The 17,933-nt window shown below is 76.2% G+C and carries 19 protein-coding genes; 11 read left to right on the top strand and 8 right to left on the bottom strand.

The genetic code is table 11. From position 1 onward, the window contains the following. Positions 1-65 precede the first annotated feature (65 nt). Positions 66-887, top strand: coding sequence for an acyl-CoA thioesterase (locus QOZ88_RS03285; RefSeq protein ID WP_305998366.1), 822 nt, complete (start codon positions 66-68; stop codon positions 885-887). Between the two features lie 124 nt (positions 888-1,011). After that, positions 1,012-2,040: an ATP-dependent 6-phosphofructokinase gene (locus tag QOZ88_RS03280; protein ID WP_305998365.1), complete on the top strand. Its 1,029-nt coding sequence runs from the start codon at positions 1,012-1,014 to the stop codon at positions 2,038-2,040. Here QOZ88_RS03280 and QOZ88_RS03275 read toward each other — a convergent pair. Continuing rightward, positions 2,030-2,614, bottom strand: coding sequence for a TetR/AcrR family transcriptional regulator (locus QOZ88_RS03275; protein ID WP_305998364.1), 585 nt, complete (start codon positions 2,612-2,614; stop codon positions 2,030-2,032). The two genes, QOZ88_RS03280 and QOZ88_RS03275, sit on opposite strands and share 11 nt — an antisense overlap. Before the next feature lie 55 nt (positions 2,615-2,669). Here QOZ88_RS03275 and QOZ88_RS03270 point away from each other — a divergent pair, with 55 nt between their 5' ends. Genes QOZ88_RS03270 through QOZ88_RS03260 form a run of 3 tightly spaced genes read left to right on the top strand, consistent with a single transcriptional unit; the run spans position 2,670 to position 5,261 of the window. After that, positions 2,670-3,491 (top strand): mycofactocin-coupled SDR family oxidoreductase, encoded by an 822-nt coding sequence (locus tag QOZ88_RS03270; protein WP_305998363.1) that lies wholly within the window; start codon positions 2,670-2,672, stop codon positions 3,489-3,491. Position 3,492: 1 nt separating this feature from the next. After that, positions 3,493-4,449 carry an alpha/beta hydrolase gene (locus QOZ88_RS03265; protein WP_305998362.1) on the top strand — a complete coding sequence of 319 codons (957 nt, stop codon included), beginning with the start codon at positions 3,493-3,495 and terminating at the stop codon, positions 4,447-4,449. A gap of 47 nt (positions 4,450-4,496) precedes the next feature. Beyond that, positions 4,497-5,261 carry an alpha/beta hydrolase gene (locus QOZ88_RS03260; RefSeq protein WP_305998361.1) on the top strand — a complete coding sequence of 255 codons (765 nt, stop codon included), beginning with the start codon at positions 4,497-4,499 and terminating at the stop codon, positions 5,259-5,261. A 4-nt stretch (positions 5,262-5,265) separates the two neighbouring features. On the opposite strand, the gene QOZ88_RS03255 is transcribed toward QOZ88_RS03260, so the two are convergent. Continuing rightward, a complete protein-coding gene (locus QOZ88_RS03255; RefSeq protein WP_305998360.1) occupies positions 5,266-6,129 on the bottom strand; it encodes a polysaccharide deacetylase family protein in 864 nt (287 codons plus the stop codon). Between the two features lie 103 nt (positions 6,130-6,232). Here QOZ88_RS03255 and QOZ88_RS03250 point away from each other — a divergent pair, with 103 nt between their 5' ends. From QOZ88_RS03250 to QOZ88_RS03230, 5 genes are all read left to right on the top strand, one after another. Then, the gene (locus QOZ88_RS03250; RefSeq protein WP_305998359.1) at positions 6,233-7,084 is read left to right on the top strand and encodes a sulfite exporter TauE/SafE family protein; all 852 of its coding nucleotides are present in this window, start codon (positions 6,233-6,235) and stop codon (positions 7,082-7,084) included. 105 nt (positions 7,085-7,189) lie between these two features. Then, the gene (locus QOZ88_RS03245; RefSeq protein WP_305998358.1) at positions 7,190-8,689 is read left to right on the top strand and encodes a class I adenylate-forming enzyme family protein; all 1,500 of its coding nucleotides are present in this window, start codon (positions 7,190-7,192) and stop codon (positions 8,687-8,689) included. A 23-nt stretch (positions 8,690-8,712) separates the two neighbouring features. Further along, entirely contained in the window at positions 8,713-9,693 is a 981-nt protein-coding gene (locus QOZ88_RS03240; RefSeq protein WP_305998357.1) for a phosphotriesterase family protein, read from the top strand. A 145-nt stretch (positions 9,694-9,838) separates the two neighbouring features. Then, positions 9,839-10,738, top strand: coding sequence for a sporulation protein (locus QOZ88_RS03235; protein WP_305998356.1), 900 nt, complete (start codon positions 9,839-9,841; stop codon positions 10,736-10,738). A 35-nt stretch (positions 10,739-10,773) separates the two neighbouring features. Further along, positions 10,774-11,391, top strand: a complete 618-nt coding sequence (locus tag QOZ88_RS03230; RefSeq protein WP_305998355.1) for a carboxymuconolactone decarboxylase family protein — start codon at positions 10,774-10,776, stop codon at positions 11,389-11,391. 11 nt (positions 11,392-11,402) lie between these two features. Here QOZ88_RS03230 and QOZ88_RS03225 read toward each other — a convergent pair whose 3' ends face one another. Beyond that, positions 11,403-11,912, bottom strand: a complete 510-nt coding sequence (locus QOZ88_RS03225; RefSeq protein ID WP_305998354.1) for a phosphohydrolase — start codon at positions 11,910-11,912, stop codon at positions 11,403-11,405. A 9-nt stretch (positions 11,913-11,921) separates the two neighbouring features. After that, a complete protein-coding gene (locus QOZ88_RS03220; protein WP_305998353.1) occupies positions 11,922-12,893 on the bottom strand; it encodes a hypothetical protein in 972 nt (323 codons plus the stop codon). Positions 12,894-13,117: 224 nt separating this feature from the next. On the opposite strand from QOZ88_RS03220, the gene QOZ88_RS03215 reads away from it, so the two are divergent. Beyond that, the gene (locus QOZ88_RS03215; protein ID WP_305998352.1) at positions 13,118-13,339 is read left to right on the top strand and encodes a hypothetical protein; all 222 of its coding nucleotides are present in this window, start codon (positions 13,118-13,120) and stop codon (positions 13,337-13,339) included. Positions 13,340-13,350: 11 nt separating this feature from the next. On the opposite strand, the gene QOZ88_RS03210 is transcribed toward QOZ88_RS03215, so the two are convergent. The 4 genes from QOZ88_RS03210 to QOZ88_RS03195 form a co-directional block, all read right to left on the bottom strand. Then, a complete protein-coding gene (locus tag QOZ88_RS03210) occupies positions 13,351-13,989 on the bottom strand; it encodes a response regulator transcription factor (protein ID WP_305998351.1) in 639 nt (212 codons plus the stop codon). Beyond that, positions 13,986-16,004, bottom strand: a complete 2,019-nt coding sequence (locus QOZ88_RS03205) for a sensor histidine kinase (protein WP_305998350.1) — start codon at positions 16,002-16,004, stop codon at positions 13,986-13,988. Before QOZ88_RS03205 ends, QOZ88_RS03210 begins: the two co-directional genes overlap by 4 nt. Positions 16,005-16,059: 55 nt before the next feature. Then, complete coding sequence (locus QOZ88_RS03200) at positions 16,060-16,710, bottom strand: hypothetical protein (protein ID WP_305998349.1); 651 nt, start codon at positions 16,708-16,710, stop codon at positions 16,060-16,062. Positions 16,711-16,899: 189 nt separating this feature from the next. Then, the gene (locus QOZ88_RS03195; protein ID WP_305998348.1) at positions 16,900-17,874 is read right to left on the bottom strand and encodes a zinc-binding dehydrogenase; all 975 of its coding nucleotides are present in this window, start codon (positions 17,872-17,874) and stop codon (positions 16,900-16,902) included. Positions 17,875-17,933: the final 59 nt, after the last annotated feature.

Raw genomic sequence — 17,933 nt, 5'->3', positions numbered from 1 at the left:
GGCGGCCGCTCCCGGCCGGGGCGGGGCCACCGGGTGCCGCGCGGGCCTGCGGCTATGTTCCCGGGGTGGGAACCGGAGCCGACGCCGTCCAGCCAGGTCCGACCGTGCTGGACGTGCTGGCGCTCGAGGAGATCGACCGCGACCTCTACCGCAGCACGCTGCTGTTCACCGATCCCTTCCCGCTCTACGGCGGGCAGGTGGCGGCGCAGGCGCTGCTCGCGGCGGGGCGCACGGTCGACGCCGATCGGCTGCCGCACTCGCTGCACGGCTACTTCCTGCGCAGCGGGGACGCGGCCCGCCCCACCGTGTTCCGCGTCGACCGCGACCGCGACGGGGGCTCGTTCTCGGCCCGGCGGGTCGTCGCGATCCAGGGCGGTGAGGTCGTCTTCAGCATGTCGGCGTCCTTCCACCTGCCCGGCCCCGGCCCGGACCAGCAGGTGCAGGAGGTGCCCGCGGTCGACCTCCCCGACGGGTTGCCGGTCTTCGAGCTGCCCCGGCTGTTCTCCGTGGAGGGCCGCCGGCCGCCGCAGCCGTTCCCGGACGGGCACTGGCCGACCCGCTTCTGGGCCCGGTCGACGGCGCCGCTCCCCGGGGACCGGCTGGTGCACGCGTGCGTGCTCACCTACCTGTCCGACATCGGCACCGGGCTCTCGGCGCTCCCGGACGACGAGGCCGCGCCCGGCCCGAGCCTGGACCACGCCGTCTGGTTCCACCGGCACGCCCCGCTGGACGACTGGGTGCTCATGGACATGGTCCCGCGGACCGTCGCCGGCGGCCGGGGCTGGTACACGGGGTCGATCACCACGGCCGGCGGGCTGCTCGCCGCCAGCTTCACGCAGGAGACCCTCTTCCGGCCCGGCCGGAACCCCTTCCGCCCGGGTCGGTGACTGCCGGGCACGCCGCGCCGACGGCGTCCCGGAACCTGCGCCGCACCCCGCGTCCTCCGCGGTCGTCTAGACGTCATGACGTATGGTCGGGCGAACCCGGTCCACGAGCGCGAGGAGCCAGCCGGTGCGCATCGGAGTGCTGACCGGAGGCGGGGACTGCCCCGGCCTCAACGCCGTCATCCGATCGGTGGTGCGCACCGCCGGCGCCCACTACGGCAGCGAGGTGGTGGGCTTCCGCGACGGCTGGCGGGGGCTGCTGGAGAACCGCTCGACCCCGCTGGACGTGGCCGCGGTCGACGGGCTGCTCACCCGGGGCGGCACGACCCTGGGGTCGGCCCGGGTGGCGCCGGAGAAGCTGCACGCGGGCATCGACGAGATGAAGTGCACGCTCGACGAGCACGGGATCGACGTGCTGATCCCCATCGGTGGTGAGGGCACGCTCACCGCGGCGCACCTGCTGTCAGAGGCCGGCGTGCCGGTGGTCGGCATCCCCAAGACGATCGACAACGACATCGACGGCACCGACCTCACGTTCGGGTTCGACACCGCGGTGAGCATCGCCACCGAGCTCATCGACCGGCTGCACACGACCGCCGAGTCGCACCAGCGCGTGCTGCTGGTCGAGGTGATGGGCCGGCACGCCGGCTGGATCGCGCTGCACGCCGGGCTGGCCGCCGGCGCCCACCTCACCCTGGTGCCCGAGGAGCCCTTCGACGTCGACGAGGTCGTCCGGCTCGTGTGCGAGCGCTTCGCCCGGGGCGACTCCCACGTCATCGGCGTGGTCGCCGAGGGGGCTGAGCCGCTGCCCGGCCAGATGGCCTTCCGGCGCGGCGGTGTCGACGAGTTCGGCCACCGCCGGTTCACCGGCGTCACCCAGCAGCTGGGCGAGGAGCTCGAGCGGCGCACCGGCAAGGAGGTGCGGGCGACCGTCCTGGGTCACGTGCAGCGCGGGGGGACGCCGACCTCCTTCGACCGCGTGCTGGCCACCCGCTTCGGGCTGCACGCGACGATCGCCGCGCACGAGGGCCGCACCGGTCAGATGGTGGCGCTACGCGGGACGGAGATCGAGCTGGTCCCGCTGGCGCATGCGGTCGCCCGGCTCAAGACGGTCACCGCCGAGCGGCTCGCCGAGACCCGGGCCTTCACCGGCTGAGCCCCGTGCCCGGCCGGGCCCAGGGCGGGTCCAGCAGCGCCAGGGCCCGGTCGACGGCGGGCCGGACCGCCTCCGGCGCGGCGGCGGTCACGACCACCCCGAGGGTCATCCGGAGCGCCAGCAGCACGTCGTCGGCGACGACCTCCTGCGGAACCACGCCGGCCCGGCGGGCGGGGTTCAGGGTGGCCTCGACCAGGCCGAGCAGCCGGTCGGCGAAGTCGCGCGCGGGGAGCGTGCGGCGGGCGTCGACGACCATCTCGACGAAGGCCGTGGAGCTGATCGCCTGGTCCACCAGGCAGCGCCACAGTCGGCCGATCGCCGCGGGGTCCGGGTCGGCGGCGATGACCTCGAGCTCGGTGACGTTCTCCTCGAAGACGGCGAACGCGAGGTCCAGCCGCGTGGGGAAGTGCCGGTAGAGCACGCCCTGGCCGACGCCCGCCTCGCGGGCGATCGTGCTCAGCGGCACCCGGTAGCCGCGCTCGGCCATGACCCGGCGGGCCGCCCGGAGGATCGCCCGCCGGTTGTCCGAGGCCGCGGCCGGACCGCGGTTGACCCGCCCGCCCGATGTGGCCATGCTCGCAGCCTAGCGATCCGGACATCGTTGTCCGGTTCGACGTGAGGAGGAATGCATGACCACCAGCACGTCCGGCCGGCTCGCCGGCAAGGTCGCCTACATCACCGGTGCCGCCCGCGGCCAGGGCCGCGCCCACGCCGTCCGGCTCGCCGCCGAGGGCGCCGACGTCATCGCCATCGACAACTGCGCGACGGCGGCGACCACCTCGTACGCCGGGCCCACCGAGGAGGACCTGGCCGAGACCGCCCGGCTGGTCGAGGCCCAGGGCCGCCGGGTCCTCGCCCGCACGGTCGACGTCCGCGACCTCGACGGGCAGGTCGCGGTGGTGGCCGACGGCGTCGCGGAGCTCGGCCGGCTCGACGTCGTCGTCGCCAACGCCGGCATCTGCTCGGGCGCCCTGTCGTGGGAGATCCCCGTCGAGAAGTGGCAGGAGACCATCGACGTCAACCTGACCGGGACCTTCTACACGGCCAAGGCCACCGTGCCGGTCCTGCTCGAGCAGGGCACCGGTGGGTCGATCATCATCATCAGCTCCGTCGCCGGGCTGCGCGGCCTGCCGTTCCTCGCCGACTACGCCGCCAGCAAGCACGGCGTCACCGGCCTGGCCAGGACCATGGCCAACGAGCTCGGCCAGCACAACATCCGGGTGAACACCGTGCACCCGCACGGCGTCGCCACCGGCATGCAACCGGCGGAGATGTTCGAGCTGTCGCAGAGGTTCGCCACCACGCTGGGGCCGATCCTGATGCAGGCGCTGCCCGACCCGATCTCCCAGCCGGAGGACATCGCCAACGCCGTCGCCTGGCTCGCCTCCGACGAGGCCCGGCACGTCACCGGGATCCAGCTCCCGGTGGACCTGGGCACGCTGGCGCGCTGACGTGGCGAGGCTCGACCTGCGGGTCCGGCTGCTGGGGCGGGCGCTGCGGCTCAGCTCGATCGCCACGCTGGACGCCGAGCGGATCGCCCGCGTCCAGGACCGCTCGCCCGGCCACAACCCCGTGACCGACCTGCTGCTCGGCGGGGTGGCGCCGGGGGTGGCCCTCGAGGACGGGGTCGCCGCCGGCGCCGAGGGCCCGCTGGGCATGCGGGTCTACCGCCCGCGCGGACCGGTCGCCGGCCCGCTGCCGCTGGTGGTCAACCTCCACGGCGGCGGCTGGGTGCTCGGCTCGCTGGACCAGGCCGACTGGCTGTGCAGCAACGTGGCGGCCACCGTGGGCGCCGTCGTCGTGTCGGTGGACTACCGGCTGGCGCCGGCGCACCCGTGGCCGGCGGCACCGGAGGACTGCTACGCGGCGCTGGCCGACATCGCCGGCCGCGCCGGCGACCTGGGAGGCGACCCGCGACGGCTGGCGGTCATGGGCGACAGCGCCGGTGGCAACCTCGCCGCGGTCGTCGCACTCATGGCCCGCGACCGGTCCGGGCCCGCGATCGGCTTCCAGGCGCTGCTGTACCCGGCGACCGACCTGACCTTCGGCAGCGCCTCGATCGCCGAGAACGCCGAGGCGCCGATCCTCACCCGACGGGACATGGAGGCCTACCGGGCGCACTACCTCGGCGACCGCGACCGCACCGACCCGTACGCCTCACCGCTGCTGGCCGGCGACCACGCCGGCCTCCCGCCGGCGCTGGTGCAGGTCGCCGAGCACGATCCCATCCGGGACGACGGGCTGCGCTACGCCGGGGTGCTGCGGGCCGCCGGGGTGCCGGTGCGGGCCACCACCTACGTGGGGATGCCGCACGGCTACCTGGCCTTCCCGCGGTTGTGCCGGAGCGCCCCGCAGGCGCTGGCGGAGCTGTGCGCCGAGCTCTCCTCGGCGCTGGCGGGTCCCAGCTGAGCCCACCGGCTGGACGGCACCGGCCGGCGCCGCGCATCCTCGACCGCGTGCCCGCCCGCTCCGCGACCGAGGACCGGTCGGTGCTCACCCGGCCGGCCGCGCCCCCCGACGAGGTGCTCCGGTACGGCCCGGCCGCTGAGCAGGTCGCGGACGTCCGGCTCGCCGTCGGCGCGCCGGACGGGCACCCGCTCCTCGTGGTGGTGCACGGCGGCTTCTGGCGGCCGGCCTACGACCGCGCGCACCTGGGGCCGATGACCGAGGCCCTGGCCCTCGCCGGGTGGTCGACCGTCGCCCCGGAGTACCGACGGGTCCCCGGCCGGCCGGACCTGGCGGTGGAGGACGTGCACGCGGCGCTGCGCGCGGTAGCGGGGCGGGCGGACCTCACCGGCGGCCGGGGCGTGCTGCTCGCCGGGCACTCGGCCGGCGGGCACCTCGCCCTGCAGGTGGCCGCGACCACCGCGGCCGCGTGGGCTCCGGCCGGCGTGCTCGCCCTGGCGCCGGTGGCCGACCTCCGGCTGGGGCAGGCGCTCGGCCTCGACGGCGACGCGGTGGCGTCCTTCCTGGGGGAGGACGCCGCCGCGCGGCCCGACCTGGACCCCGCCCGGCTGGCGGCACCGGCCGCGCCGGTCCGGATCGTGCACGGGACCGGTGACGCCGTGGTGCCCGTGGCGCTGAGCGAGTCCTACGTGCGGCGCCACCCCGCGGCCGTGCTCGTCCCGGTGCCGGCCGGGCACTTCGCCGTCATCGACCCGCGCGCCGCCGCCTGGCCGGCGGTGCTCGCCGTCCTCGAGGACCTCGGCCGCCCCGGGTGACCGGTCAGGACCACGCGTCCAGCCGCGCCAGCAGCGTCGGCCCGTCCCAGGTGGGCGGCGGCATGATCCGTCGGACCGTCAGCAGCGGGTACGCCGGGTCCTGAGGGTCGGCCAGCTGGAACGCCGCCCGGTAACCCGCCGCCGCGACCCGGGGCAGCGCCTCCGGTGACCACATGCCGTGCGGGTAGGCCATGGTCTCCACCGGGTGGCCGAGGATCCCGGCGAGCTCGGCCCGGGGCCGGTCCAGCTGCTCCACCCACTGGTCCCCGGCCAGCCGGTCGACCCGCTGGTGGTCCCAGCTGTGCGCGCCGATGGTCATGCCGGCCGCGTCGAGCTCCCGCAGCTGGTCGGGGCTCAGCCAGTCCGGCTTGCCGAGGACGACGGTCATCGGGAAGAACGCCGCCGGGAACCCGAACTCGCGCAGCACCGGGAGGGCCACCGAGTGGTGGGTCGCCGAGCCGTCGTCGAAGGTCAGCAGCACCGGCCGGTCGGGCAGCGGCGCGCCGAACTGCAGGTGGCCCAGCAGGTCCGGGACGCTGATCGGCGTCCGCCCGCCGTCGCGCAGCGCCTGCAGCTGGGCCCGGAACATCGCCGTCGGGGTGATGATCGTGCGGGCGTAGGCGCTGTCCTCGGCGCGGAACTCGCGCAGCTGGTGGAAGCAGAGCACCGGCACGGTCGAGCGGGCGAGCACCTCCTCGGCGGTCGCGGGGGTCGGCGGTGCGCTGGAGGGCGCCGGCTCGGCCGTCGGCGACGGCGCGGCCGTGCGGGGGCGGGACGTCCGCTCGGCGGTCGAGCGCTCCGCGACCGGGCTCGAGCAGGCGCCGAGCAGGGCTGCCCCGGCCGCGGCGAGGAGTGTCCGTCTGCGCACGCCCCCACCCTCGCCGCCGGCGGCCCCCGGGGCAAGCACCCCCACCCGCCCGCCGGGCCCCCGGGCCGGGGTCCTACCGTGCTCGGGGTGCGCCCGGGGCCGGGTGCGCGACGAGGAGGTCGTGGCGGGGGTGGGGGACGTCTTCCCGGTCGACCTGCTGCCCGAGGGGATCTCCGGCAGCGTGCTGCTGCTCCTGCTGGTGGCCGCGCTGGCCGCCGGCTGGATCGACGCCGTCGTCGGCGGCGGCGGGCTCGTGCAGCTGCCGGCGCTGCTGCTCGTCCCGGGGATCAGCCCGGTGGAGGCGCTGGCCACCAACAAGCTGGCGTCGATCTTCGGCACCACGACCAGCGCCGTCACCTACCACCGCCGGGTCCACCCCGACCTGCGCACGGCCCTCCCCATGGCCCTGGTGGCGCTGGTGGGGAGCTTCGCCGGGGCATCGGTGGCCGCGGCGCTGCCGGCGGCGGTGTTCAAGCCGGTCATCGTCGTCGCGCTCGTCGCCATCGCGGCCTTCACGCTGCTGCGCCCCTCGCTGGGGGAGGTGACCGCGCTGCGGCACACCGGACGCCGGCACCACGGGGTCGCCGCCGCGCTCGGGGTGGGCATCGGGTTCTACGACGGCATCCTCGGCCCCGGGACCGGGTCGTTCCTCGTGTTCGCGATGGTGTCGCTGCTGGGCTACGACTTCCTGCACGCCAGCGCCAAGGCCAAGATCGTCAACGTCGCCACGAACCTCGGGGCGCTGCTCTTCTTCGCCCCGATCGGTGCGGTGTTCTGGGGCCTGGGCATCCTGATGGGCGCGGCGAACATGCTCGGCGGCTACCTCGGCTCCCGGACGGCGACGACCCGGGGGAGCGGGTTCATCCGCGTCGTCTTCCTGGTGATCGTCACGGCGCTCATCGGCCGCCTCGGCTGGGACGTGTGGACGGAGAACGTGCGCCCGCTGCTGGGCTGACGTGCACCGGCGCGGAGCCGCCGGTGGACAGCGCGGTCGTCCGCCGACAGACTGCCGGGACGACGCGGACGACGAGGTCAGCGGCCGGTCAGCGGGAGGTCGTGGATGCCCAGCCCCTTCGACCGCAGCGGCACGGAGGTGGGGCCGGACGGCATCCGGCGCTACACCGGCCTGCCGCAGAACCTGGTGCAGCTGCTCCGCGCCGCCGTCGACGCGCACCCGGAGGCCGAGGCGCTGGCCGAGCTGGGCGGTGAGCGGCTCAGCTACCGGCAGCTGTGGGCCCGCGCCACCCGGGTCGCCGGCGGGCTGCGGGCGGCCGGTGTGCAGCCGGGTGACCGGGTCGCCAACCGGCTGGGCAACGGGAGCGACTGGGTGCTCGCCTTCTGGGGGACGCTGCTCGCGGGTGCCGTCGTCGTCCCGGTGAACACCCGCTTCGCCGAGCCCGAGGTGCGCTACGTCGTCGAGGACTCCGGCGCCGCCGTCGTCGTGGAGCCCGGCGCGCCGCTGCCGGACGGCGAGCCGCTCGCGGTGACCGACCAGGGGCACACCGACCTGGCCGGGATCTTCTACACCAGCGGCACGACCGGCTTCCCCAAGGGGGCGATGACCACCCACGAGAACTTCCTGTCCAACGTCGAGACGTGCCTGCGCTGCCTCGGGCTGCCGCGCGACGAGCCGCTGTCGACGCTGATCTCGGTGCCGCTCTTCCACGTCACCGGCTGCAACTCCCAGCTGCTGGTCGTCACCGCGGTCGCCGGCCGCGCGGTGGTCATGCCGGTGTTCGAGGTCGGCGCCTTCCTGCGGGCGATCGAGGAGGAGCGCATCTCGGTGCTCACCACGGTGCCGGCGATCTACTGGCTGGCGCTGCAGCAGCCCGGCTTCGCCGACGTCGACACCTCGTCGGTCCGGGCGCTGAGCTACGGGGGCGCGCCGATCGCCCCGGACCTCGTGCACCGCATCAAGGCCGCCTTCCCGACCGCCCGGGTGGGCAACGGCTTCGGCCTGACCGAGACCTCGTCGGTGTCGACCTACCTGCCCGACGAGCACGCCGCCGAGCACGCCGACTCGGTCGGGTTCGCCGCTCCCGTCGTCGACCTGGACCTCGCCGACCCCGACCCGGCCACCGGCGTGGGCGAGCTGCTGATCCGCGGCCCGAACGTGGTCGCCGGCTACTGGCGCAAGCCGGAGCAGACGGCGGAGACCTTCGTCCACGGGTGGCTGCACAGCGGCGACCTGGCCCGCATCGACGACGAGGGCCTCGTCCACGTCGTCGACCGCAAGAAGGACATGATCAACCGCGGCGGCGAGAACGTGTACTGCGTCGAGGTCGAGAACGCCCTGGCGGCGCACCCCGCCGTCGGCGAGGTCGCCGTGCTCGGGGTGCCGGACCCGATGATGGGCGAGAAGGTCGGTGCCGTCGTCGTCCCGCTGCCCGGGCACGACCTGGACCCGGAGGACCTGCTGGCCTTCGCCCGCGAGCGGCTGGCCGACTTCAAGGTGCCGCAGTTCGTCGCCGTGCGCACCGACCCCCTGCCGCGCAACCCCGGCGGCAAGGTGCTCAAGCCCCCGTTGCGCGAGCAGACCGACTGGCAGACCACCCGCTGAACCCGACCCCTGGAGGCAACGCAGTGCCCACCGTCGAGACCGTCCGTGGCCCGATCGACACCGCCGAGCTCGGCGCGACCCTGATGCACGAGCACGTGTTCGTCGTCTCCACCGAGCACCTGCAGAACTACGGCACCGGGGACTGGTGGGACGAGGACGAGCGGGTCGCCGACGCCGTCCGCCAGCTGAACGAGCTCAAGGCGCTCGGCATCGACACGATCGTCGACCCCACCGTGTGGGGCCTCGGCCGCTACATCCCGCGCGTCCAGCGGGTCGCCGAGCAGACCGACATCAACATCATCGTGGCCACGGGCCTGTACACCTACGACGAGATCCCGCACCAGTACGAGCACCGCGGCCCCGGCCTGGCCCTGGACCTGCCGACCGACCCGATGGTCGACGACTTCACCCGGGACATCCGCGCCGGCATCGCCGACACCGGGGTCAAGGCCGCCTTCCTCAAGTGCGTCGTCGAGGCCAAGGGCCTCACCCCCGGCGTCGAGCGCAACCTGCGCGCCTGCGCCGCCACGCACCGCGCGACCGGGGCACCGATCACCGTGCACACGTCCTCGCACAACGAAGCGGGCCGACTGGCCGTGCAGGTGTTCCGCGAGGAGGGCGTGGACCTCACCAAGGTCGTCATCGGGCACGCCGGCGACAGCAACGACCTCGCGTACCTGACCTGGCTGGCCGACGCCGGCTGCCTGCTCGGCATGGACCGGTTCGGGCTGGACATCTACAACCCCACGGCGGCCCGGGTCGACACGATCGTCGCCCTGGCCGAGCGGGGTTACGCCGACCGGATGGTGCTGGCGCACGACGCCAGCTGCTTCATCGACTACTTCCCCGACCCGGCGGCGCGGGCCGCCTTCCAGCAGGTCCAGCCGAACTGGAACTTCACGCACATCAGCACGGAGGTCCTGCCGGCGCTGCGCGAGCGGGGGATGACCGAGGAGCAGCTCCGGCAGATGCTCGTCGACACACCGCGGCGCTACTTCGAGTAGCGCGGGGGCCGCGGTCGGCTCGGACGTGGGTCGCGCACGTCCGGACCGATGGGGGACGCCCGCCGCGCGGGAGGAGCCGGGATCGCCCCGACTGCCTGACCGGGCTGCCAGGCTGAGGGTTCCCGACCCAGGAGGTGGTGGCCCGATGGCCTTCAAGAAACTCATGGCCCGGCTCGGCGCCGGCAACGCCCAGGTCGAGACCGTGCTGGTCTCGCCCGACACGACGCCCGGCGGCACGGTCGCGGGGACGGTGACCGTGACCGGCGGCTCGGTGGCGCAGCAGTTCGACCGGATCCGGGTGGAGCTCGTCGCGACGGTCGAGGTGGAGAGCGGGGACGCCTCGTGGCGCGAGGACGTCACCTTCGGCGCCGCGGTGGTCGCCGAGGGCTCGACGATCGAGGCGGGGGAGCAGCGCAGCATCCCGTTCGGCTTCGACGTGCCGTGGCAGTGCCCGTTCACGACCGTGGGCCAGTGGCACCTGCGCGGCATGCGCGTCGGGCTGCGCACCCGCGTGGACATCCCCGGCGGGGTGGACCCCGGCGACCTGGACGCGGTGCACGTGCGGCCGCTGCCGGTCCAGGTCGCGGTGCTGGAGGCCCTGGAGCGGCTCGGGTTCTCCTTCCGCGGTGCCGACGTGGAGAAGGGACGGCTGCGCGGGAGCGAGCTGCCGTTCTACCAGGAGGTGGAGTTCTGGCCGCCGCGGGAGCTGCGGGGCCGGATCAACGAGCTCGAGGTCACCTTCCTGACCGACCGGCAGGGCGCCGACGTCGTCCTGGAGGTGGACCGTCGCGGGGGTCTGCTCAGCGAGGGGCGGGACGTCGCCGGCCGGCTCCGGCTGTCCCACGACGACACCGACGTCGCCGCCGTCGCCGCCGGGCTGGACGCGGCGGTGCGGCAGTGGGGCGCGCGCGGGGGCGGCCGCGCCCCCCCCCCGCCCCCCCGGCCCGGCGGGGGGCCACGGGTCCGGTCAGGCGCTGACCGGCGCCTCGCGGCGCTCGTCGGCGGGACGGGGCCGGCGTGCCGGGTCCCCGTCCGGCGTGCCTAGGCTGCGGTGCCCCGCCGCCCACGGAAGGACCGCCCGTGCCCGAGGAGCTCACCGGCCGGCCCGCGCCCCGCGGCCCGGCGCGCCTGCCGCTGCTGCACCCCGCGCAGCTGGACGGCGAGCGCGCCCGGCTGCACGCCGAGATCACGCGGGGCCCCCGGCAGGCCCAGTCGTCGGTCGTCCCGCTCACCGACGACGCCGGCCGCCTGATGGGGCCCTTCGCCGCGATGCTGCTCGAGCCCCGCATCGGCTCGGCGGTGCAGGCCGTGGGCGCGGCGCTGCGCGGTGAGCAGCTCCTGGGCCCGCGGGCGCGGGAGCTCGCGATCCTCGCCGTCGCGGTTCGGCGCCGGTCGCACTTCGAGTGGCTGGCGCACGAGCAGGCCGCCCGTGCGGCGGGCGTTCCCACGGCGCAGCTGCAGGCCCTGCTGGACGGCCGGGTCCCCGACGGGCTGGACCCGGTCGACGAGGCCGTGGTCGTGGCGACGTGGCGGCTGCTCGACGACGGCGAGCTGGACGACGCGGGGTACGCCGAGGCGACGTCGGTGCTGGGGCTCGAGGCGCTGGCGGCGCTGGTGTGGCTGGTCGGGTACTACGCGATGCTCGCCACCGCCCTGGCCACCTTCCGGCCGGACGGGGCCACGCCCTCCGCCGGCTGAGCCGGCCGGGGTCAGACGAGGATGCGCCGGCCGTGCAGGCGGTCGGCGGCCTCGGCCGCGAGCAGGATCCGGCGGGCGGGGCGGTACCGGCCCTCGCGCAGGGTGCGCGCCTTGTCCGGGTCGGTGCCGGCCAGCGCCTCGCTGGCGGCGAGGTCCAGCGCGTTGCCGACCAGCATGACCAGCCGTCCCAGGGGGTCGGCGGCGGCGCGGCGGACCGAGCCGCCCATGTAGGGCTCGCCGGGCCGCGGGGTCACCGCGTCCACGGCGGCCACCACCGCCTCCGGCACGCCCAGGGCACGCAGCCGGTCGACGTCGTAGCGCCGGGCCGGATCCGGGTGGTCACGGGTGAGGGCCAGGACGTCGCGGAGCACGCCGGCCATCTCCGCCTCGGGGCCGTGGGGGCGCAGCATCTCGGCGAGCGGCCGCAGGGAGGCGAGGTAGTGGTCGTGGCCGTCCCGGTCCACCTGCCCCTCGTGCGCGGCCAGCGCCAGCAGGTGCGCGTCGGGGACGGTGAAGGCCACGTCCCGAGGCTAGGCGGTGCCGGCGCGCGGGGGGCGGGGGCGGCGGAGGCGGTCGAGGAGCCGGCCGGTGGTCGCGGCCGGCGGGTCGGCGGGCCCGGCCGGGACCGTGTGGGCCACGCGCTCGACCTCCGCCGCGAGCTCCTCCCGGCGGCGCTCCAGGGCAGCCACGTCCGCGAGCAGCGCCGCCCGGCGCTCGGTGGCCTGCCGGTCCAGCCGGTCGCGGTGCGCCGCCGCCTCGGCGTCCGCCCGGCGCCGCTCCTCCCGGCCGGTCGCGAGCATGCCGAGGATCTCCGCGCGTCCCTGCAGCCGGCCCCGGGCCACCTCGGCCGCGGCCTGCTCCACGAGCTCGGCGGCCCGCTCCGCCGCACGCCGCTCCACCGCCCGCGCTCCGGCCGCGCGGCGTTCCGCCTCGGCGACGGCGTCGGTGCGGATCTGCTCGGCGGCGTCGAGGGTGCGCCCGACCACGACGAGCAACGTCTCGGCCCGCGCCGTGGCGGCTGCGGCGGTCTCGCGGGCGCCGGCCCGGGCACGGGCCAGTTCGTCGGCGGCGCGGGCCCGTAGCTCCTCGGCCTCCGCCCGTGCGGCGGCGCGCAGCTCCTCGGCCTCGGCCGTCATGCCCTGGGCCTGGTCGGCCGCGGCGGAGAGCATCGAGCCGATGCGCTCCGACAGCCGCAGCAGCTCACCGCCGCCGGCGGAGTGGTCGAGCAGCTGCCGGGCCTCGTCCAGGGCGGTCCGCGTCTGCAGGCAGCGGTCCAGCAGGTGCTCCCGCTCGCGCTCCGCCGTCGCCAGCTCGTCCTCCGCCCACTGGACGTAGGTGTCGACCTGGAAACGGTCGTAGCCGGCCAGCACCCGGCGGAACATCGGCGCGGCCCGGAACAGCGTGGGCAGGTCGCCGGAGACGTTCGGGTGCGGGTGCGGGTGCGGGCGCGGGGCGCCGTCGGTGACCTCGGCAGCGCCCTCGAGCTGCGTCGCGGTGCTCATCCGGCTACCTCCTCCCGTGCGTGTCCGGCTCCCATCGCGCCGACGTTAGGGCGGCGGACCGAGGGTCCGCGCGCCGAGACGGGCCCGGTCACCCGGCCGGGTGGGGTGCCCACCCGGTGCGGTCGGGCGCCCCGGACGCCGTCGCGCTGCGTCACGTCGCCCGCACGGGTGAGGCTCCCGCGGCAGGAGTTCCCCGTCTCCCGGGGCGGGGCACACCGTGGCCCATGGCAGCGCCCAGCCCCGCGCCGGTTCCCGGCAACATGACCGTCCCCCCGCTGTTCGAGTGGGAGGTCGTGGCGACCGTCGTCCTGCTCGCGGCCGTCCTCGCGGTCGTCGCGGTGATCGCGCTCTCGGCCGCGCCGGGGGCGGGTGACCGCGCGGAGTGGCAGCGGTGGCTGGCCGGCCGGTCGCACCGGGAGCCGGACGAGCCGCGCGCGGACGGCTGACGGCCGCGCGCTCAGGCGCCGCCCCGGAACCGGAGGACCGCATCGACCCGGTTGCGGGCGTCGAGCTTGGTGAGCAGGCGGGACACGTGGTTCTGCACCGTCTTGACCGACACCCCGAGCCGGCGGGCGATGCCGGCGTTGTCGAGGCCCTCGGCCATCAACCGGAGGACCTCGTTCTCGCGGTCGCTCAGTCCGGGTGCCGAGGTCGGCGCGGCCTCGCGCACCTGGCTGAGCCGGGCGAGCAGCCTCGGGGCCAGGGAGCGTCCGAAGACGGCGGAGCCGTGGTGCACCGCCCGCACCGCCGCCAGGAGCTCCTCCTGGCCGGCACCCTTGAGCACGTAGCCGCGTGCTCCCGCGTCGAGGGCGGTGATGATCGCGTCGTCGTCCTCGACCATCGTGATCACCAGCACGGCGGTCGCCGGGCTGGCGCGCAGCACCCGCTGGGTCGCCTCGGCACCGGACATCCCCGGCAGGTTCAGGTCCATGAGGACGACGTCCGGCCGGTGGACGGTCGCCAGCCGGACGGCGTCCTCACCGGTGCCCGCCTCGCCGAGGACCTCGGTGTCCGCGACCGACTCGAGCAGTCCGCGCAGCCCCCGGCGGAACATCGGGTGGTCGTCGACCAGGACGATCCCGATCCGGCCGCTCACCGGGGTCCTCCGGCCGAGGCTCCCGTCGGCAGCGCGGCTCTGACCACCGTGCCGCCACCGGCGCGGTCCGTGACGACGAGCTCGCCGCCCAGTTCCTCCGCCCACTCGCGCATGGTCAGGAGACCGTTGCCGGGGCGGGGTGAGGCGAGCGCCGCGTCCCGGCCGTGCCCGTCGTCCTCGACCGAGACCGTCAGGCTCCGCCCGGCCTCCGCGCGGAGCACCACGCGCACGCACGTTGCGCACGGCCCCGCGTGCCGGACGGCGTTGGTCACCGCCTCCTGGGCGATCCGGTAGGCGGCCACCTCGGTGGCGGCGGGCAGCGGCGGAACGGTGGGGCAGCCCTCGACGACCACCGGGAGTCGGCCGGTGCTCATCCGCCGGGCGAGCGCGTGCAGTGCGCCGGGCAACCCGAGGTCGTCGAGCGCGGCCGGACGCAGGTCCTCCACCACCCGGCGCACGTCGGCGACCGCCTCCTGGACGTCGTCGCGCAGCTCGAGCAGCACCCGGTCGACGGCCGGGTCGCCGCCCACGGTGTTCCGCGCGGTGTCCACCCGCAGCGTCAGCCCGGCGAGCGCCGGACCGAGCCCGTCGTGGAGGTCCCGGCGCAGGCGGCGCCGCTCCTCCTCGCGGGAGAGGACGAGCCGCTCGCGGGACGCCTGGAGCTGGCGGGACAGCTCCAGCGCCCGCACGACCGGAGCCAGCTGGTGCGCCAGCGCCGTCAGCACCGGGACCGTGGAGGTGCCCCTCCGGACGCCGGCGAGGCGCAGGGCGCCGACCTCGACCCGCTCGTGCACCAGCGGGACCTGCTGCTCGGGCGGCCCGGGGCGGCCACGGGACGCCAGGACGGCACCGTCTGCCCCCAGGACGGCCACGTACGGCAGCCGCAGCGACTCGGCGAGCGCGTCGACCACGGCCGGGAGCGTGTGCTCCGGTGCCGCGGCATCGGCGAGCCGGTCACCGAGGCGCCGGACGACCTCCACCGGCTCGTCCCACACGCCGAGGGTCAGCCGGTTCACCGCCCGCTGCACGCGCTCCCGGACCGGCTGGAAGGCCACCGCGACGACGGCTGCGGCGACGACCGGCGCCCATCCGGGATCACCGGAGCGGAGCACCGCGCCCACGCCGCCGACCACCACGACGTACACGGCGACGACCCCAGCGGTGAGCACGCCGTAGACGAGCGTGCGGTTGACCGCGAGGCGCAGGTCGTAGAGGCCGTGCTGCAGGACCGCCACGCCGACGGCGACAGGGATGGCCGCGACCGCGAGGGGGAAGGCGATCGCGCCCCGGCTGAGGTCCACCACGATCCAGAGGCCGACCACCAGGGACACCGCGGCGGCCACCAGCAGAGCGCCGACCTGCTGCCGCACGAGCGGGTCCCCCCTGCGCCGGCGCACGGCGACCGCGCACAGCCCGACCAGCGCGCTGACCACCACCAGCGCGAGGCCGGTGAGCGGCAGGAGGTCCACGGCCGGTCGCCAGTCGAGGGGGAGCCCGAGCGGGTTGCGGATCCCGGCCAGGCGGTAGTCGAGCGGTTCGGGGGCGGTGAGCACCGCGCCGGTGAAGAGCACCAGCGAGCCCAGGGCCAGGGCGACCGCGGGGCGCCAGCGTGCCGACGGCAGCCGCCCGTCGGGGAAGAGCAGCGGGAGCAGGACGACGACGAGGATCCACCCGGCGCCCCGCACGGCCAGCGCCACCACCGCGACCACCGTCCACCCAGGCTGGTCGGCGCCCGCGACCAGCCGGGCGGCGGCCACCTCCAGGGGCAGGGAGGACAGACCCCAGAGGGCGCCTCCGGCCCACAGGAGGAGGCCGATCGGGTGGCCGGGGCGGTGGACCAGCACCACCGCCCCGGAGACGACGAACAGCGTGACGACGACGGCGTCCGCCACCCGGGCGCCGGCCTGGGGCAGGCCGCTGCCGTGCGCGACCGCAGCCGCGCCGGCCGCCGATGCCACGGCCGCGGACGTCGCGAGCCACAGCCCGGCGGCGCCCGCCCGTCCCATGGCGGTCATGGTGCGGCTCCCGTGCTCCGTGCGGGGGGTTCCCGGTCGCGGCGGGTCGGCGCCGCTACCGGACGAACCGGGTCGCCTCCTCGGGGACGGACCGCCGGGAGAGGACGACGGCCGCCACCAGGACCCAGAGGGGGAGGACGAGCGCGAGCAGGAAGGACAGCGGCGTCACGAGGCCGACCGCGGCCAGACCCGCGCTCGCCCAGCCGAACCACCGGGGGAACGCCGTGGTGCGGAGGACGCACGCCGCCGTGCCGGCCAGCAGCACGGTCATCCCCACCGGCGCGGCCAGGCCGGAGAGCGCCAGCCCGCCGTCGTAGAAGACGACGGCGGACTCCGGTGCCAGGCCGGCGGGGCTGCCCGCCCGCAGGGCGCCGGCCGAGACGAGCGCGAACCCGCCGGCGAGCAGGCCGGTGGCCACGGCACCGCCGAGGCCCGCCATCCGGGCGGGCCACGGGTCAGCGGTCCGCGCGTCCTCCAGCGCGCGGACGAGCGCCGCCAGGAAGACGGCGAGCGGGACCAGCGCCAGCAGCGACAGCATCATCGCGACGGCGATGCGGTCCGGTGCCGCGGCGTAGAAACGCAGGACCTCCCCGGGCTCCGCGTGCGGCGCGGGGGTGGTGCCCTGCAGGGCGTTACCTGCGACGGCGAGCGCGGCGAAGCCGCCGGCGGCGGCGAGGAGAGCGTGTCGGGACGTGGAGAGGGGCATGGTCGACCTCGTCGGCTACGGGAGAGCGCCCGCCCGCGGGCCGGTCGGCGCGACCTGGGCCCCGGCGGTGCGTGGACGTGGCAACGGTCGCGCCCGGCGGTTCCCGCCGTCGTCGGGCACCTTCCCCGCCGGCCGGGAAGTTCTCCCGGGTCCCGGGTGCCGCCGACGGCCTGACCGGCCGCCCTCCGGTCAGGCCGTGTCGAGCACGATCTTGTACTGGCCGGCCCGCGGCTGGATCGCGGCGGCGAAGGCGGTCTGGACGTCGTCGACGGGGTGGACGTCGCTGACGTAGACGTCGGGCAACCCGGGGTGGGCCGCGAGGTAAGCGCCCGCGTCCCGCAGCACCCGGGCGCGCTCGAGCGTGACCCCGGCGCGCAACGTCAGGTTCTTCCGCAGGAACGTGATCATGTCCAGCGGGTAGACCGGGTCGTCGGGGATGCCGAAGTAGAGGATCTCGCCCCCGGGGGCAGCGGCGGCCAGGCAGTCCTGCAGCGTGGTCACCTGGTGCCCCACCGCCTCGACGACGACGGACGGGCGGTCGGCGTCCGGGAGGGTCGCGGCCCAGCGGCTCGCGCTCGCGGTGACGGTCTCGTCCACCCCGAAGGCGCCGGCCGCGGCGCTGCGGTCCACCCGGTCGATGCCGACGACGTGGCGGGCGCCGCGCTGCTTGAGCACGTGGCTGAACAGCAGCCCGATGGGGCCCTGCCCGACGACGGCGACCGCCTTCCCGCGCACGTCGCCGAGCTGCTCCGCGGCGTAGAGGACGCAGGCCAGCGGCTGGAGCATGACGGCGGTGGTGGGTGGCAGCGCGGTGTCGTAGCCGGCCAGCCCGTCGCCGTCGGTGACCAGCAGTTCGGCGATCCCGTCGAACGCGGCCGCCCAGCCGACCACCAGGTCGCCGGGGAAGTGGGCCGGGTGCCGGCTGGCGACCACCTCGCCGACCACCTCGTGCAGCGGGAAGCCGGGGACCGGCGTCACCGTCCGGTCCGCCGGGTTCGGGGCGTGGAGGAAGGGCGCGCCCTTGAAGAAGGGCAGGTCGCTGCCGCAGATCCCCCCGGCCCTCGTCGCGAGCAGCACCTGGCCGGCCGCCAGGTCCTCCGCGCGCGGGGCGGCGACCTCCACCCGCTCGAAGGCGAACGGTCCGCTCAGCCGCTGAGCCCACACGTCGCACCGCCTCCCCCCGCGGCCGCCGGGTGCGGCCGCCCGGGAAGTAGACCAGCGCC

Origin of the sequence: Blastococcus carthaginiensis (genome assembly GCF_030731085.1) — a bacterium.
In the GTDB taxonomy this organism is placed as follows: Bacteria; Actinomycetota; Actinomycetes; order Mycobacteriales; family Geodermatophilaceae; genus Blastococcus; species Blastococcus carthaginiensis.
Note: the sequence above shows the minus strand (reverse complement) of the source record. Positions and strands in the feature narration are given on the sequence as shown.

Bases quoted from the DNA above. Each gene is read 5' to 3' on its own strand.
- QOZ88_RS03270 (WP_305998363.1), top strand. From the start codon at position 2,670: ATGACCACCAGCACGTCCGGCCGGCTCGCCGGCAAGGTCGCCTACATC.
- QOZ88_RS03215 (WP_305998352.1), top strand. From the start codon at position 13,118: ATGGCAGCGCCCAGCCCCGCGCCGGTTCCCGGCAACATGACCGTCCCC.
- QOZ88_RS03275 (WP_305998364.1), bottom strand. From the start codon at position 2,614: ATGGCCACATCGGGCGGGCGGGTCAACCGCGGTCCGGCCGCGGCCTCG.
- QOZ88_RS03205 (WP_305998350.1), bottom strand. From the start codon at position 16,004: ATGACCGCCATGGGACGGGCGGGCGCCGCCGGGCTGTGGCTCGCGACG.
- QOZ88_RS03220 (WP_305998353.1), bottom strand. From the start codon at position 12,893: ATGAGCACCGCGACGCAGCTCGAGGGCGCTGCCGAGGTCACCGACGGC.
- QOZ88_RS03200 (WP_305998349.1), bottom strand. From the start codon at position 16,710: ATGCCCCTCTCCACGTCCCGACACGCTCTCCTCGCCGCCGCCGGCGGC.
- QOZ88_RS03235 (WP_305998356.1), top strand. From the start codon at position 9,839: ATGGCCTTCAAGAAACTCATGGCCCGGCTCGGCGCCGGCAACGCCCAG.
- QOZ88_RS03245 (WP_305998358.1), top strand. From the start codon at position 7,190: ATGCCCAGCCCCTTCGACCGCAGCGGCACGGAGGTGGGGCCGGACGGC.